Raw genomic sequence first — 16,189 nt, forward strand, 5'->3', positions numbered from 1 at the left:
CCACAGGAATCATCGCGCTGCCAAGTCCGGGCGGTTAGCGCTCCGGCTCAGACGCTCGGCGCCTGGCCTGCCGGGCTTCGGTGCCGACGACCAGCCAGATGCCAATCCCGGAGACCGCCATGCCCGAGACCATCTGCCATGAAAGCGGCTCGTTGAACATAGCCCACGCCCAGAGCATCGTAATGGGCGGGCTGAGGTACAGGACGCTGGCGACCCGGGTGGCGGTTGCGCGGCGCAGGCACAGCCAGTAGAGCCCATAGCCGCCCATCGTCGACAGGCCCGCGGTCCACAATACGCTCAGTGCAAAGCCTGTGCTGGGTATCGGGGCGAGGCTGCCATGGGCGGCTTCGACCAGGGCGAAGGCCAGTCCCGAAACGCAGCATTGCAGCCACAGGTTAGGCAACAGACCCAGCGATTGCGCGGGGGGGAGATATTTCTGCCACAAGGTCGCGACAGCGAGCGAGAGCATGCCAAGCAGCGGCAGGCCATAGGCCCACCAAGGCGCGTTGCCCCACGCCAGCGCGCCTTGGGTCACCAGCATGACGCCGAGCAGGCCGATGAGCAGCCCGGCCCAGATCTGCCAGGCCAGTCGTTGCCGCAGTACACTCGCAGCCAACAGCGCCAGGCCCATCGGCAGCAGGTCGGCGACAAGCGCGGCCAGGCCCGCCGGCACACCCAGGGCAATGCCTTGGGTGATACCGGCCAGGTAGCCCGCCATCGCCAGAAGGCCGATACCGGCATTTTTCAACAACACGACGGGCGAGGTTCGGCGCAGCGCTCTGGCGACGAAGGGCAACAGGACGAGCGTGACCACGACGCAACGCCAGAACACCACCAGCAATGCTGGCGCGTAATCAATGGAAAAACGCGCGCCGACGAAGCCGGAGCTCCACGTCAGCAGCAACGCCGCCTCGAGCAACGGCAATGGAATCAGCCAGTGCCAGTCGGGCTTGGGCAGGGAAGGGCAGTTCATCGATTTGGTCGGGTTCATGACCACAGGCTACGAAACCCGCGTAATCTAATAAATCAAAATGTAGTGCATCAGTCCTTCACAAAGATTGAATCATGACAGCCATACTCGATATCGACTTGATACGTACCTTTCATGCGGTGGCACGGATCGGCAAATTCAGTGCGGCGGCAGAGCAACTGCACAAAAGTCCGGCGGCGGTCAGCGTGCATATTCAGCGCCTGGAAGCGGTCGCTGGCGGGCGTTTGCTCAACAGGGACAATCAATCGGTATCCCTCACCGCGTTGGGCAAGCGTCTGCTCGTGGCGACGACGGAACTGCTGCGCACCCACGACCGGGTGCTGGCCGATCTCCACGGAACCCGGCTGGCGGGACGCATTACGTTGGGGGTGCCGGATGAATACGCCGAGCATGTCATCCGCGACATCCTCCCGACCTTCGCCGCCGCGTGGCCCAACGTGGTGCTGGAACTCAAGACCGCGCCCAGCTACGCGCTACGTGACCTGGTCCAGCGCGGCAAGCTCCAGGCAGCGGTGGTTGCGCAGCCGAAGGGGCAGGTCAGTGCTGGCGGACAAGTGCTGGTTTCCACCACGCCGGTCTGGGTCGGTCCGGCCCACGTGACGGTGGCCTCTATGGAGCCATTGCCGCTGGCGGTGCATGCGGCGCAATGCCCTTATCGGCAAGCGATGATGGAGGCCCTCAGGCAAAGCGGCCGCAGGACCCGAGTCGTCCTGGAAAGCCCCTCCAACCAGGCCGTCAAGGCGTGTGTGGAGGCAGGGTTGGCGGTCAGCCTGATAGACCGCGCGCGGGTGACGGACGCCATGCAGATCCTCGAAGGCCTGCCGGTTATTCAGGAGCATGAGGTGGTGTTCATGCGAGCGCAGGCGTCACATGGCGATGAGGCCGTGGACCTGCTTTCCCGTGCCATGCAACAGTCTTTCCGGCTGTAGAGCCGGTCCAGGGACTGCTGCGCAGCCCCAAGACCAAACCCGCCAAACGATCAAGCCGACAGCGGCGGCGTCCGCGGTGGGATCAGGCGTTTGGAGCCAATCGATTCAAACGCCGAAGCCAGTCGCAACAGCGTCGAATCGTCATAGGCGCGGCCAGCGAACGTCAGCCCGACGGGCATGCCGATGTCCGCCATGACGCCCATCGGCACCGTGACAGTCGGCACGCCCAGGTGGCGGATGGCGAGGTTGCCATTGGCGACCCAGACGCCGTTGCTCCAGGCGATATCGGCAGACGCCGGGTTGATGTCCGCATCCGCCGGCCCGACGTCGGCGACGGTCGGGAAGATCACCGCGTCCAGGCCCAGCTGCGCCATCCAGTCCTCCAGATCGATTCGACGTGTCTCTTCAAGTCCACGCAGGCCGTCGGGCAGGGTCGGGATCTGGTCCCACGGCGTGATGCCGCGCTGGGCCATCTTCACGTACTCATCCATGCCGGCGGCCAGATCGTCCTCCCGGTTGGGCAGGGTGCCCGGGTCGTGGGGGAAGATCTTCGGTCCGTCGACGTCGGCCAGGCGATTCAACTTCGGATCGCCGTTGGCCCGCAGGAAATCATCGAATGCCCAGGCCGACAGGTCCCACAACTCATGGTGCAGGAACTCCTTGGAAACCAGGCCGCGGGTGAAGACCGTCGGTGCGCCAGGACGATCGCCCTCGCAGTTGGACACCAGGGGGAAATCCACCTCGACCACTTCGGCACCACAGGCCTCAAGCGCCTTGCGCGCTTGCTCCCAGAGCTCGATCACCGAGGCGCGGGTGATGATTCGCTGCCCCGTCGGGCCGCCGATGCCGGGGGCCGGGGCCGTGCCTGCTTCAGGGTCGGCGTTGATGTACATCCGAGGAACGCCGAACCGAACGCCTGCCAGCGCACTTGGGTGGCTGGCAAGGCTCGGATACGAGGCCGGGCGAACCGAGTCGACGCTCGGAATCGGCACCCAGGGTTGCAGGCGCCACAGGTCGCCACGGGTGTCCAGGTCCTCGGCGACCACCACGTCCAGCACTTCGAGCAGGTCGGCCATGGTCCTGGCGTAGGGCACGACGACGTCCATGGTCGGCGTCAACGGCCAGTTGCCACGCACCGAGATCACGCCGCGCGACGGCGTATACGCGCACAAGCCGTTGTTCGACGCCGGACCGCGTCCGCTCGACCAGGTTTCTTCGGCAAGGCCGAACGCCGCGAAACTGGCGGCAGTTGCCGTGCCCGCACCGTTCGAGGAGCCCGAGGCAAAGGGCGCGGTGAGGTAGTCGCCGTTGTACGGGCTTTCGGCACGGCCATACACCCCGCGCTGCATGCCGCCGTTGGCCATGGGCGGCATGTTGGTCTTGCCCAGGCAGATGGCGCCGGCGGCGCGAAGCCGCTCGATGGTGAACGCATCGCGATAAGCAACCAGGTCCTTGAACGCCGGGCTGCCGGAAGCGGCAGTGAGCCCCTTGACCAGGTAACTGTCCTTGGCCGTATAGGGAATGCCGTCGAGCGGCCCCAGGGTCTGGCCGCTGGCCCGACGGGCATCGGAGGCCTGGGCCTCTTTCAATGCATCGGGGTTGCGCACCACCACCGCGTTGAGGGCTGTGGGCGTATCGGGGCCGTCGTAGGCATCGATCCTGGCAAGGTAGGCCTGGACAAGCGCCACCGCCGTTGTCTGGCCCGACTCCAGCGCAGCGCGCAATTGGGCAATGGAGGCTTCGGTGATTTCGATCATGCTGTTAGCGCCGCGGCAGAGGGATGGCGGGGTGTTCGGGTCCATTGAAGTTGCTCCTGAGACTTCAGGTCATCTCAAAGTGGATATTTATCGGACTTGCGCACTGTACTACGGAATAGCGATCAGGGGCAGTTCAGGTTTGACCGAACTGCCTCTCTAACGAGCCAAAATTTTCCACCTTCAGACTTCGTTAAGAAACGACCTCGATACTTTCTCCCAATAGCCCGAGGGAGAACGTTGACTCATGCCCGATTTCGACTGGAACATCCACCTGCCGCTGGCCTTCGGTGATGCCGGCCCGCCGGTTCGCCACTTGCACCGGGCTTTGCCGGGACAAGCGCGGCGAGATGAGTTCGAAGCGTTCATCCAGCAGCGTTTTCGCCAGGTCCACGGTGCCGACATTCGTCATTTCATGCCGGAGCTGTTCGGGCTCGACGATGTCCACGGCACGCTCTGCGCTGCCGCTGGCGTGCGCCGCGCCGCACAGGGGCCGCTGTTCCTCGAACGTTATCTGGACAGCCCCATCGAGCCCTTGATCAGTGCCGCCGCTGACCGTCCGGTGGACCGCGCCGGCATCGTCGAGGTTGGCAATCTGGCCGCCAGCGACACGGGCAGCGCCCGGCTGAGCATCATCGCGATCACTTATCTGTTGGCCATGGGCGGTCTGGAGTGGGTTGCGTTCACTGGCAACATCGGCCTGGTCAACAGCTTCCATCGCCTGGGTCTCAAGCCTGTGACGCTGTGCCCGGCCGACCCTCAGCGCCTCGGCGAGGACCGCCATCTCTGGGGCCGCTACTACGAAAGCCAGCCGTGGGTTCATGTCGGAAACATCCGCGCCGGTTTCATTCATCTGCGCAATACCGGCCTGTTCAATCGTCTGGGATTGTCGACGGACCTCGGAGAAACCAGCCATGTCGCCTGAAATGGAACGCTTCAAGCGCACCCTGCGTGGTCATGCCGAGCGCAGGGGCCACGCCGTGGCGCTGTGGGGCGACGGCTCGCAGCTCGACTACGCGACGCTTTATTCCGAAGTGGTATACCGCCAGCAACGCCTGCGCGATGAACACATCAGCGTGGTCGCCCTGGCCCTGGACAATGGCATCGAAGCGATGCTCTGGGACCTTGCCGCACTGTTCGAAGGGCTCACCTGCGTCTTCCTGCCCGGTTTTTTCAGCCAGGCTCAACGTCGGCACTGCCTGGAACAGAGCCAGGCCGAGCGTGTGATTGCCGAGCCTGCGTTCGAGGCGGAGCTGCAAGCCGCTGGCTACCAGCACAGTGGCGAGTTCTGGCGGCGGCACTTCGACGGACCGAGCCGTCTGCCGGCGGGCACCGCCAAGCTGACCTTCACCTCCGGTACCACCGGCACGCCCAAAGGCGTCTGCCTGAGCGCCGACAGCCTGTTGCGGGTGGCCCGTGAACTGGAGCAGGCCAGCCAACCGGTCGAGGCCAGGCATCACCTGGCGTTACTGCCCCTGGCGATTCTGCTGGAAAACCTTGGTTGCTACGCGGCGTTGTATGCCGGTGCCATGCTGAGCCTGCCCAGCCAGAAGACCCTCGGCATCCAGGGTGCCAGTGGGGTCGACCCGACGCGTCTGCTGGGATGCCTGGCCGAGCGTCGGGCGCAGAGCCTGATCCTGGTTCCGCAGTTGCTGTTGATGTTGGTCACGGCTGCCGAACAGAAGATGTTCAACCCGCACATCGTGCGATTCGCCGCCGTCGGCGGGGCACGGGTGTCCCACGATTTGTTGCAGCGGGCCCAGCGTGTTGGCCTGCCGGTGTTTGAAGGCTATGGGCTGTCGGAATGCGCCTCGGTGGTCTGCCTCAATCGGCCACAGGCCCACCGTGCCGGCAGTGTCGGCCAGCCGCTGCCCCATGTGGAGATCCGCTTGGCCGATGACGGCGAAGTCCTGATCAAGGGCTCGACGCTGCTCGGTTACCTGGGTGAGCCACCGCACACCAGCGAATGGTGGCCCAGCGGCGACCTGGGCGAGTTCGACGAAGACGGTTTTCTTTACCTGCGCGGGCGCAAGAAGCACCAGTTCGTGACCAGTTTCGGGCGCAACGTGAACCCCGAATGGGTTGAAGCCGAACTCACCCAGGGCGGTGACATTGCCCAGGCCTTTGTCTATGGCGAAGCCATGCCGCACAACCATGCACTGCTCTGGCCCGCCCGGGCCGACTGCACGGATCAAACGCTGGAGCTGGCCGTGGCCAAGGCCAACGACACGCTGCCCGATTACGCGCGGGTCCATCACTGGACGCGCCTGGACCAACCCTTCAGCGCTGCCAACGGCATGCTCACCGCTAATGGCCGGCCACGCCGGGAGGCCATCGTCGAGCATTACCGCGCGCAGCTCACTTCATCTGTCTTGTCCGAGGAATCCCCATCATGAGTTTTTTTGACACGTTGCAAGAAGCCACCCAGCAAGAACGCCAGACCCTGTTCAATCTGCCGATCATTCGTGACGCCCTCAACGGCCAGGTCAGCCTGGCCAGTTACCGGGGCTTCCTGATCCAGGCGTATTACCACGTGCGCCATACCGTACCGTTGATGATGGCGTGCGGGGCGCGGCTGCCAACGCACCTGGAATGGCTGCGCAAGGCCGTGTGCGAATACATCGACGAAGAGTACGGCCACGAGCAATGGGTGCTGGATGACATTGCCGTGTGCGGTGGCGATAAGGAAGCGGTGCGCAACGGCCAGCCCTCGTTGCCCATCGAGCTGATGGTCAGTTACCTCTACGACTTGATCGCCCGAGGCAACCCGGTAGGCCTGTTCGGCATGGTCAATGTGCTGGAGGGCACCAGTATCGCCCTGGCGACCCATGCCGCCGACAGCATCCGCGAGCGCCTGGAATTGCCGCCCACGGCGTTCAGCTACCTCAGTTCCCATGGATCGCTCGACATCGAGCATATGCAGACCTATCGCGGCCTGATGAACCGCCTGGACGATCCGGCGGACCAGGCTGCGGTGATCCATGCCTCCAAGGTTGTGTACCGGTTGTACACCGACATGTTCCGCGGCCTGCCGCGCGACGGGGAGCATGAACATGCGCTTGTGTGATGCGCGTGTCGTGCTGACCGGTGCCAGCGGCGGAATTGGCCAGGCCATCGCCGCCGCCCTGTGTGCCAGTGGCGCGCGGGTCCTGGCCGTGGCCAGGCATCGCGAAGCCTTGCAGCCGTTGCTGGAGCAGTATCCGCAGCAATTGAGCTGGGTCGAAGCCGACCTGACCTTCCTCGCCGACCGGCGCAAAGTGCTGGTCGCCGCCGAAGCCCAGGGCGGCATCAACCTGCTGATCAATGCGGCCGGCGTGAACCACTTCGCCATGCTCGAGCAACTCGACGACAGCGAGATCAACGCCATGCTGGCGCTGAACATCAGCGCGCCGATCTGCCTGACCAAACTGCTCTTGCCGCTGCTCAAGCAAGCTGACAGTGCGATGGTGGTCAACGTCGGCTCGACCTATGGATCAATCGGTTACCCGGGATACGCCAGCTACTGCGCCAGCAAGTTTGCCTTGCGCGGTTTTTCCGAAGCCTTGCGCCGGGAGTTGGCCGATACCCGTGTCGGGGTGCTCTACGTAGCGCCCCGGGCCACCCGTACCTCGATGAACAGTCCGGCGGCCGATGCGCTCAACCAAGCCCTCAAGGCCAACGTCGACGACCCGCAAACCGTGGCGGCGGCGGTGATCCACGCGATTATCGGCGACCGACGCGAGCTGTATCTGGGCTGGCCCGAACGCTTTTTCGTCGGCCTCAATAGCCTGCTGCCCAACCTGGTGGACCGTGGCCTGCGCAAGCAGTTGCCACTGGTGCGCCGTCTCAGTCATAAACCCGAAAACGAGCACCTCAAGCCATGAAAAAAATCTTCGCTTGCCTGTTGATCGGCACCCTGAGCCAAAGCGTCTGGGCGTTGGAGGCGGCCGACCAGCAACGTCTCGGCGACATCCAGCAGAGTTGGGCCCATATTCAATATGAAGTGCCTGAAGGCCAACGCGCCGATGCGTTCGAAAAACTCGCCGTCCAGGCATCGGCGTTCAAGCAGGAGCGCCAATCGGTGGCCGAAGCGTGGATCTGGTCTGGCATCGTCAACAGCAGTTGGGCCGGTGCCAAGGGTGGGATCGGCGCGCTGGGCAAGGTCAAGGATGCCAAGGGCGACCTGGAAAAAGCCCTGACCCTGGACCCCAAGGCCCTGCAAGGCTCGGCCTACACCAGCCTCGGCGCACTCTACGACCGGGTGCCGGGCTGGCCCTTGGGTTTCGGCGACTCGGACAAGGCCGAGCAATTGCTCCAGCAGGCTTTGCAACTCAACCCGAACGGCATCGACAGCCTGTACTTTTGGGGCGATCACCTCTACCGTCAGAAGCGCTATAGCGAAGCCAAGGCAGCGCTGCAAAAAGCCTTGCAGGCAGCACCGCGGCCAGGTCGAGAAACGGCCGATGCCGGGCGCCGCAAGGAGATCGACGCTTTACTGGTGGATGTGAACAAGAAACTGAACTGACAGGAGCGGATGTGCGTTTATTACTGATCGAGGATGACGTGGCCTTGGGGGAGGGCATCCATCAGGCCCTGAGTCGCGAAGGTTATACCGTCGACTGGGTGCAGGACGGCAGCAGCGCCTTGCATTCGTTGCTCAGTGAAACCTTCGACCTGGCGGTGCTCGACCTGGGCCTGCCACGCATGGACGGCCTGCAAGTGTTGCGGCGCTTGCGTGACAGTGGTTCCAACCTGCCGGTGCTGATCCTCACAGCCCGCGATGCCACCGAGGATCGCATCGCCGGGTTGGACGCCGGGGCCGATGATTATCTGGTCAAGCCCTTCGATCTGGCGGAACTCAAGGCCCGGCTACGGGCCTTGTTGCGCCGCAGCGCCGGCCGCGCCCAGGCGTTGATCGAACATGCCGGTATCAGCCTGAACCCCGGTACCCAGCAAGTCAGTTACCAGGGCAAGCCGGTGGCGCTGACACCCAAGGAATATCAGCTGCTCCATGAGCTGCTCTCGCCGCCGGGCCGAGTCATGACCCGCGATCATCTGATGCAGCTGCTCTACGGCTGGAGCGAGGAGGCCGAGAGCAACACGCTGGAAGTGCACATCCATCACCTGCGCAAGAAATTCTCCACCGACCTGATCCGCACCATCCGCGGTGTCGGTTACCTGGTGGAGGAGCGTCGATGAGTTCGATCCGGCGTCGTACCCTCACGTTGATCCTCGGCCTGCTGTTCCTTGGCCTGTTGATCATCACCGTATTCAACCTGCATGACAGCAACCACGAAATCGCCGAGGTCTACGATGCCCAGTTGGCGCAGAATGCCCGGCTGTTGCAGGGCGTGATGCGCATGCCGATGGCGAGCAAGGAACACGCCGAGCTGTATCAGGCGTTCAATTCGGCGCTGGGGCAGGCGGTTCCCAGGGTCGATGGCCATCCCTATGAAAGCAAAATTGCTTTTCAAGTCTGGAACTCACAAGGTTCGGTGCTGGTTCATACCTCCAGCGCACCCTCGTTCACCTCACCGCCGGGCGCGCCCGGTTTCAGTGAGGTCGTGGACCAGAAGAACCGTAAGTGGCGGGCGTTCGTCCTGGACGATGCGCAATACGGCTTGAAGATCTGGGTGGGCGAGCGCGACGACGTGCGTGCCGACCTGGTCGATCGCATTGTTCGTCACACTGTCGTGCCCAACCTGATCGGCAGCGTGGTGCTTGCCGCAGTGATCTGGCTGGCCATCGGCTGGGGGCTCAAACCCCTGGTCGATATGGCGGCGAAGTTGCGCGCCAGGCATCCCGGCTCACTGGAACCCCTGCAAATGATGCCGCTCCCTACGGAGCTTGAGCCCATGCAGGCGGCGCTCAACCGCGTCTTGGCGCAGATCCAGGAGGTGATGGGCCGTGAGCGGCGTTTCATTGCCGACGCCGCCCATGAAATGCGTACGCCCCTGGCCGTGCTGCGGGTGCATGCACAGAACCTGATGGAGGCGGGAAGCGAGCAAAGCCGGCGCGAGTCCCTGGAGCACCTGATCGCTGGCGTCGATCGCACTACGCGCCTGGTCAATCAACTGCTGACCATGGCGCGGCTCGAACCGCAGGCAGGTGTTCCGACGCCTGCGGTCATCGACCTGCCCGCCACGGTTCGTGCGAGCCTGGTTCAACTGACGCCCTGGTTGTTGAGCAAGGGGCTCGAGCCGGTGCTGGACGTCAGCGATGACATCGGCCCGGTTCGAATCGACCCGGTGGTCATCGACATCGCCCTGAACAACCTGGTGACCAACGCGGCCAATTTTTCTCCGGCCAACGGCACGATCACAGTGAGCCTGGCCAGGAAGGGCGATCACTATGAGTTGTCAGTCGAAGACCAGGGGCCGGGTATCGACGAGGCCGAGCGTGAGCGGCTCTTCGAGCGGTTCTACAGCCGCGGCAATGACCAGGGGGCTGGGCTGGGCCTGACGATCGTGCGCACCATCGCGGATCGTCTGGGAGGGCGCATTCGCTTGGAAAATCGCACCGAGGGTGGGCTGTGCGCGACCTTGGAAATAGGGCGCTTCTAAGCGGTTTCCCGACGCCATGACAGGCCAGCCCCTGGTGGTGGGCTCAAGCCGGCGTATCGGCCGTGGATTGTTCGGCGAGAAAGGCGACTATCTCGTCGACCGTGCTGCGTGCCGTGCGTGTAACGCCGATCAGGGTGGCGGAAGCCGACCCCGTCCACTCGCCGTAGCCGACCAGCCACAGCCTGGGCTCTTGTATCGAGCGGGTGCCCTCGACCTCCACACGGCCCTCGTTGTTGAGCACCTCCAGCGTATCAAGGTGCTGCAGGGCGGGCCTGAATCCGGTGCACCAGATCACCACGTCCACGTCTGATTCGCGGCCGTCGGCCCAGATCACGCCGTTGCGGGTAAAGCGCTCCAAAGGCCTGACGGCCTGAAGGACGTTGCGTTCACGAGCCTCGACCACCGGCGGCACCATGACGATGTCACCCAACCCTCCCACGGGTTGGTCGATGATGCGACCTTCCTGTTGGGCCTTCCAGCGTTCGGTGGCGCGCTCGAACAACACGCGCCCATCCACTTCGTCGGGAAGGAACAGTGGCTCGACGGGAGTGACCCAAGTGGTCTCGGCGATTTTCGACACCTCGGCCAGAATCTGCGCCCCTGAATTGCCGCCGCCCACCACCAGGACTCTCTTGCCAGCGAAAGGGGACGCCTCGACATAGTCCGCCGAATGCAGTTGCTGGCCGGCGAACAAGGCCGCATCAGGGTAGCGAGGGATGTAGGGGTTGCTCCAGGTGCCCGTTGCGCTGACCACGACCCGTGCGTCCCATTGCCTGTCCCGGGAATGGACGCGCAAACCCGTTTCCGTGGGTTCCACACGGGTGACCTGTACCGGCCGCACCACGGGAAATCGATAGCGCTGTTCATACTGCTTGAGGTAGTCGATCACGTGGTCTCGTGACGGATAGCCATTTTGTGTGGGGGGCATCATCCAGCCGGGGATCGAACTCCAGGTCGCCGGGGAAAAGAGTCGTAGCGAGTTCCAGCCATGCCGCCAGGCACCACCGGGTTCTTCCTGGGCGTCGAGGATGACGAACGACAGAGGCGTACGCCGCAGGAAATAGGCCACCGCCAAGGCCGCTTGGCCGCCACCGATGATGACTACGTCAAATGTATCGGGCTGTGAGCGGGGCATGACGGCGAATCCTTTGGTCGAGTGAGAGCCTGTTGCGGAGCTCCAAGGGTGACTGGCAAGGTTCAATGGCCGTTCTAAAAGAACGGCCATTGCGCCTCTCAGCTACGTTTGCAGGTCTTGATGCCCAACAACGAATAGATCGGGCAGAAGCGCATGAAACCGGTGGCCAATGGCACCAGGCCGATCCAGCCCCACGCGCCGATCAAGCCGGTCAGGCTGAGGATGATGAGGGCAAGCCCCACAGCGATACGTGCGCCCCGGTCAATGGTTCCAATGTTGGCTTTCATGACAATCTCCCGATCAATGGCTGCGCCGGGTTTCCAGCGCGGTGAACAACAACATGCCCGCCAACATGGCCAGCATGAACACAAATGCTTGCCAGTGTCCGGTCAGCAGGATGGCCACGGCAGGGCCAGGGCAGATGCCGGCGATACCCCAGCCGATACCAAACACCAGGCTGCCACCGATCAGGCGTGGGTCCAGTTCTCGCTTGACCGGCAACTGCATGGGGCTGCCCAGCAGCGACTGAGTCTGTTGGCGCGCCCAGGCCAGGGGGGCGATGGCGGTGCCAATCGCCCCGATCATCACCAGCGCCAGGGACGGATCCCAGGCACCGGCCAGATCCAGGAAACCCAACACTTTTTTCGGGTTGGCCATGCCTGCCAGGAGCAGCCCGAAGCCAAAGAGCAGGCCAGCGATGAATGCCGTCAGTTTGCGCATGTTCAAATCCCCATCACGTGACGCAGGACAAATACCGTGGTGAAACCGCTGAGCATGAAACACGCGGTGGCGACCATCGAGCGCGGTGAAAGGCGCGATAGGCCACACACGCCATGGCCACTGGTGCAGCCCGAACCGTAACGAGTGCCGACACCCACCAACAGGCCGGCGACAATGAGGCCGAGCCAGCCGCTCTGGAACTCGATCGGCGGCAAGGTGGCAAACACGCCCCATAACAGCGGCGCGACAAGCAGGCCCAGGAGAAACAGGGCCTTCTCGCCCAGCCCTTCGCTGCCACGTTGCAAGAGGCTGCCGATCAGCCCGCTGATGCCGGCGATCCGGCCGTTGGCGACCACGAACAGGCTGGCCGCCAAGCCAATCAACATGCCGCCGGCCAGGGATGCCCACGGCGTAAAGTTGAGCCAGTCAATATTCATCAGCGTTCTCCGCTACACATCGTTGATATTCCATCTGGTTTCAACCCAGGACCTTTACCAGCAGGGCGACCGCTACCAGCGTCGACACGAGGGCGAAGCCTCTTTGCAGATAGGGTTCCGGCAACCTCGCGGCGACCAGGCGCCCGCCGAGCATGCCGACGATGGCCCCCATGGAAAAGGGTAGCGCTATTGGCCATTGCAGGTGGCCCATCGCCGAACTCGCCAGCACCCCTGACATGGAAACCAAAGCGATGACGGTCAGCGACGTGGCGAGCACCGACTGCGTGGTCAAATTGGTGTACCGCTGGAGCGCCGGAACCATGACGAAACCACCGCCCACGCCGAGCAGTCCGGAAAGCACCCCAGCGACCATGCCAGAAGCCGTGAGCGCCCACGCGCAAGGGCCGGTCCAGTTCAGCTTGCCGCGATTTTCGTCCAGGACACAGGGCGGTGGTTTGCGCGTGGCGGACGTCTTTGCCCAGACACGAGAGGGCAGTGATTTTTGCAATGCCCGGAACGCCACGTACATCAGCAACAAGGCAAACAGGATCGTCAGCGGACGGTTGGGCGTGCGCTGCGCCAACCAAAGGCCCAGCGGTGAACAGATGACCCCCGCACTGGCCGTCACCAGTGCAGCCTTGTAGCGCACGATGCCATTGCGCAGGCCCATCACGGCGCCCAGGGTGGCGGCCAGGCCCACCGCCAGCAATCCAATGGGCCCGGCTTCGGCCATGCTCAAGCCCACGCCAAAAACCAGGAACGGGACGGCGAGTATGCCGCCGCCGGCACCGGTCAGCGCCAGGATCACGCCCACCGTAAAACCCAGTACCAGGACGGTAATCATCTCGGTCTCCTGGAGGTGAAGGTTGATTTCATAGGTCCGCCAGTTCAGGTTTTGCCAGCCATTCACGGCCCTTGAGCATGGCTTTCCAGTACAGCGGTGGAAGAATTCGCTCTTTAAGTAGCCAGGCGAGCCACGAAGGCCGAGTACCGTCGATCAGCCAGGACGGGAAACTGGGGGCGAGCTTGCCGCCATAGGTGAATTCAGCGAGAACGACCTTGCCCCGTTCCACGGTCAGCGGGCAGGAACCGTAGCCGTCGTAATGGGCGCTGCCCTTGGCCTTGCCCATGGCCGCCAGCACGTTATGGGCGACCACGGGCGCCTGCTTGCGCGCCGCCGCTGCGGTCTTTGCGTTGCTGGTATTGGTCGCATCGCCCAACGCGTGAATATTCGCCCAGGCCTTATGCCGCAAGCTGTCGGGATCGACATCGATCCAGCCCGCCCCATCGGCCAGGGGGCTTACGCGGATAAAATCCGGCGCTACCTGAGGGGGCACCACATGCAGCAGGTCGAAGTCGTGCGTCACCAGGTGCGTACTGCCATCGGCCTTGACGCACCTGAAGGTCGCCGTTTGTGCCGGTCCATCGACAGACGTCAGCGTACTGCCGAAATTCAGGTCGATCCCATAGGCGTGGACGTACTCCATCAAGGCTGGCACGTAGTCGGGAACGCCAAACAGGACTGTCCCGGCGCTGCAGAAGTCGATCTCGATATCGCCGAGTACCCCTTGGCGTCTCCAGTGGTCGGCGCACAGGTACATCGCTTTTTGAGGGGCCCCGGCGCATTTGATCGGCATGGGGGGCTGCGTGAAAATCGCCCGGCCACTGCGCAGTTGCTGCACCTGTTCCCAGGTGTAGGGGGCCAGGTGGTACAGATAGTTCGAGGTGACGCCGTTGCGCCCCAGTGTCTGCGGCAAACCTTCAATGGCATGCCAATCCAGTTTAAGGCCCGGGCACACGATCAACTGCTCGTAGCGGACCACGCGGCATCCATCGAGAATAATGGCGTCGTTTTCAGGTTCGAAGGCCGCGACAGCCGCTTTGATCCAATGCACGCCCCGGGGAATGGTCGCGCCCATCGTGTGGGCCGTTCTGTGCGCGTCGAAGACGCCACCGCCGACGAGGGTCCAGCCGGGCTGGTAATAATGCACATCCGCCGGATCGATAATGGCAATGTCCAGGCCCGGCTCGCGGGCCAATAGGCTTGAAGCTGCCGCGATGCCCGCCGCACCGGCGCCGACAATGACCACGGCATGCCGGGCTTCGGCCACGCCAACGGGCGTGCGTCCCTCGTTGGCAATTCTACGGATGACGCCTTTCATGTCGAAGCCGGCTTTGCTGGCTGTTTCGACAATCCGTGGCAAGGGCTGCTGGCCGGCCTGGGACAGGGCCCACATCGTCGTCGAGCGCATGCCGGAGCGGCAATACGCCAACACTGGCTTGGGTAAGGACTCGAACAATTTACCGAAGGCAACGCCCTGTTCGTCGGTCACCTTGCCGGACTCTGCGGCAAGGTAATGCGCCTCGATGCCCATCGCTTGTGCCGCACGCTGGATGTCGGCAAACAAAGGTTGATCGCTGCCTTCACCATCAGGGCGGTTACAGATGATGGCGCGAAAGCCGCTGGTTTTGATCTCACTCATCTGGTCGGGATGAATCTGCCCTGAGATCGAGAGGCCGGACGCAAGGTGGCGGATGTCCATGACTGTCTCCGTGATGACGGTTTTTCTTATGAGAGGGGGCGGGTCTTCAGAGCCGATTGAGTGGGATTTTCAGGTAGCACGTGCCGTTCGACTCCGGCTCCGGGAAATGCCCGGCCCGCATGTTGACCTGGACCGATGGCAGGATGAGCGTCGGCATTTCCAGCGAGGCATCGCGCTGGGTGCGCATCGCCACGAATGCTTCTTCACTGATGCCGTTACGGACATGGACATTGTCGGCACGTTGCTCGGCGACGGTGCTGGAAAATTGCACCTCGCGGCCACCCGGTTGGTAATCGTGACAGGTGTAGAGGAGGGTGTTGGCCGGCAGGCTCAAGACCTTGTTGATGGATCGGAACAACGTATGCGCGTTGCCCCCGGGGAAATCACACCGTGCGGTACCGTAGTCGGGCATGAACAAGGTGTCGCCAACGAATGCCGCCGTTTCCTGGCCATCGCTGATGACATAGGTCATGCAGGCGGGCGTGTGGCCCGGTGTATGGAGCGCACGGCATTGCAGCGTTCCGACTGTAAACGACTCGTCATTGACGAACAGATGGTCGAACTGACTGCCATCGCGGGGCATCTGCCCACCTGTGTTGAACAGCGTGCCAAAGACTTCCTGCACGGCGGTAATCTGGCTGCCGATCCCTATCGTGCCACCGAGTTTTTCCTTCAGGTACGGGGCGGCGGTGAGGTGGTCGGCATGGACGTGGGTTTCAAGAATCCATTCGACCTTCGCCCCCAGCTCGATCACCCTGGCCATCAGCTTGTCGGCCGAGGTGGTCGTGGTACGGCCTGATTTGGGATCGTAATCCAGGACGCTGTCGATCAACGCGCACTGGCGGGTCACTTCGTCCAGCACCAGATAGCTGACAGTGTGGGTCTCAGGATCGAAAAATCCTTCGACGTACGGTTTTACGGTCATGAACGGTCTCCTTCGGGGCTCTCAGCCGCTTGAAGAACAGACACAGCAATAATGCTGCCATGTCGATCATGGGCTGCTTGGAAACGCTAACCGTATGATTTTATTGGTTTAAATTCATGGGTGCCGACAAGGTCTCTTCCGATGTCCAGACAATTGAACTGCCATTGGCAGCGTTTGTTGGCATAGTGGCAGTGTCAACCTTACTGGATGAAT

The 16,189-nt window shown here is 63.0% G+C and carries 17 protein-coding genes; 8 read left to right on the forward strand and 9 right to left on the reverse strand.

Translation table 11 applies throughout. The annotated features are described in order from the left end of the window. Positions 1-34 precede the first annotated feature (34 nt). On the reverse strand, positions 35-991 hold the full coding sequence (locus KGA89_RS13145; protein WP_223471767.1) for a DMT family transporter: 957 nt from the start codon (positions 989-991) through the stop codon (positions 35-37). A 74-nt stretch (positions 992-1,065) separates the two neighbouring features. Between KGA89_RS13145 and KGA89_RS13150 the strand changes: the two genes are divergently transcribed. Further along, complete coding sequence (locus KGA89_RS13150) at positions 1,066-1,920, forward strand: LysR family transcriptional regulator (protein ID WP_223471768.1); 855 nt, start codon at positions 1,066-1,068, stop codon at positions 1,918-1,920. Positions 1,921-1,970: 50 nt separating this feature from the next. On the opposite strand, the gene KGA89_RS13155 is transcribed toward KGA89_RS13150, so the two are convergent. Then, the gene (locus tag KGA89_RS13155; protein ID WP_027912294.1) at positions 1,971-3,677 is read right to left on the reverse strand and encodes an amidase; all 1,707 of its coding nucleotides are present in this window, start codon (positions 3,675-3,677) and stop codon (positions 1,971-1,973) included. Between the two features lie 244 nt (positions 3,678-3,921). Here KGA89_RS13155 and KGA89_RS13160 point away from each other — a divergent pair, with 244 nt between their 5' ends. From KGA89_RS13160 to KGA89_RS13190, 7 genes are read left to right on the forward strand one after another with little or no spacing between them, the layout of a single operon-like run. Further along, a complete protein-coding gene (locus KGA89_RS13160) occupies positions 3,922-4,599 on the forward strand; it encodes a thermostable hemolysin (protein WP_223471769.1) in 678 nt (225 codons plus the stop codon). Then, positions 4,589-6,070, forward strand: a complete 1,482-nt coding sequence (locus KGA89_RS13165) for an AMP-binding protein (protein WP_223471770.1) — start codon at positions 4,589-4,591, stop codon at positions 6,068-6,070. The genes KGA89_RS13160 and KGA89_RS13165 overlap by 11 nt, the downstream gene beginning before the upstream one ends. After that, positions 6,067-6,741 (forward strand): TenA family transcriptional regulator, encoded by a 675-nt coding sequence (locus tag KGA89_RS13170; RefSeq protein ID WP_003201118.1) that lies wholly within the window; start codon positions 6,067-6,069, stop codon positions 6,739-6,741. Before KGA89_RS13165 ends, KGA89_RS13170 begins: the two co-directional genes overlap by 4 nt. Continuing rightward, positions 6,728-7,537: an SDR family oxidoreductase gene (locus KGA89_RS13175; protein ID WP_013693148.1), complete on the forward strand. Its 810-nt coding sequence runs from the start codon at positions 6,728-6,730 to the stop codon at positions 7,535-7,537. The genes KGA89_RS13170 and KGA89_RS13175 overlap by 14 nt, the downstream gene beginning before the upstream one ends. Then, the gene (locus KGA89_RS13180) at positions 7,534-8,178 is read left to right on the forward strand and encodes a tetratricopeptide repeat protein (protein ID WP_003201121.1); all 645 of its coding nucleotides are present in this window, start codon (positions 7,534-7,536) and stop codon (positions 8,176-8,178) included. The genes KGA89_RS13175 and KGA89_RS13180 overlap by 4 nt, the downstream gene beginning before the upstream one ends. A gap of 11 nt (positions 8,179-8,189) precedes the next feature. After that, entirely contained in the window at positions 8,190-8,852 is a 663-nt protein-coding gene (locus tag KGA89_RS13185; RefSeq protein ID WP_003201124.1) for a response regulator, read from the forward strand. Continuing rightward, positions 8,849-10,216, forward strand: coding sequence for an ATP-binding protein (locus tag KGA89_RS13190; RefSeq protein ID WP_223471771.1), 1,368 nt, complete (start codon positions 8,849-8,851; stop codon positions 10,214-10,216). Before KGA89_RS13185 ends, KGA89_RS13190 begins: the two co-directional genes overlap by 4 nt. A gap of 43 nt (positions 10,217-10,259) precedes the next feature. On the opposite strand, the gene KGA89_RS13195 is transcribed toward KGA89_RS13190, so the two are convergent. The 7 genes from KGA89_RS13195 to KGA89_RS13225 form a co-directional block, all read right to left on the reverse strand. Then, entirely contained in the window at positions 10,260-11,351 is a 1,092-nt protein-coding gene (locus tag KGA89_RS13195) for an ArsO family NAD(P)H-dependent flavin-containing monooxygenase (protein ID WP_223471772.1), read from the reverse strand. Between the two features lie 98 nt (positions 11,352-11,449). Further along, a complete protein-coding gene (locus KGA89_RS13200) occupies positions 11,450-11,638 on the reverse strand; it encodes a DUF2892 domain-containing protein (RefSeq protein WP_223471773.1) in 189 nt (62 codons plus the stop codon). 13 nt (positions 11,639-11,651) lie between these two features. Next, entirely contained in the window at positions 11,652-12,071 is a 420-nt protein-coding gene (locus KGA89_RS13205) for a DUF6691 family protein (RefSeq protein WP_223471774.1), read from the reverse strand. 2 nt (positions 12,072-12,073) lie between these two features. Then, entirely contained in the window at positions 12,074-12,508 is a 435-nt protein-coding gene (locus KGA89_RS13210; RefSeq protein ID WP_223471775.1) for a YeeE/YedE family protein, read from the reverse strand. Positions 12,509-12,548: 40 nt separating this feature from the next. Then, on the reverse strand, positions 12,549-13,352 hold the full coding sequence (locus KGA89_RS13215) for a sulfite exporter TauE/SafE family protein (protein WP_223471776.1): 804 nt from the start codon (positions 13,350-13,352) through the stop codon (positions 12,549-12,551). 28 nt (positions 13,353-13,380) lie between these two features. Next, complete coding sequence (locus KGA89_RS13220; RefSeq protein ID WP_223471777.1) at positions 13,381-15,051, reverse strand: bifunctional protein tyrosine phosphatase family protein/NAD(P)/FAD-dependent oxidoreductase; 1,671 nt, start codon at positions 15,049-15,051, stop codon at positions 13,381-13,383. A gap of 46 nt (positions 15,052-15,097) precedes the next feature. Next, on the reverse strand, positions 15,098-15,976 hold the full coding sequence (locus KGA89_RS13225; protein ID WP_223471778.1) for an MBL fold metallo-hydrolase: 879 nt from the start codon (positions 15,974-15,976) through the stop codon (positions 15,098-15,100). Between the last annotated feature and the right edge of the window lie 213 nt (positions 15,977-16,189).

This window comes from Pseudomonas sp. A-RE-22, from assembly GCF_019956035.1.
GTDB classification, from domain to species: domain Bacteria; phylum Pseudomonadota; class Gammaproteobacteria; order Pseudomonadales; family Pseudomonadaceae; genus Aquipseudomonas; species Aquipseudomonas brassicacearum.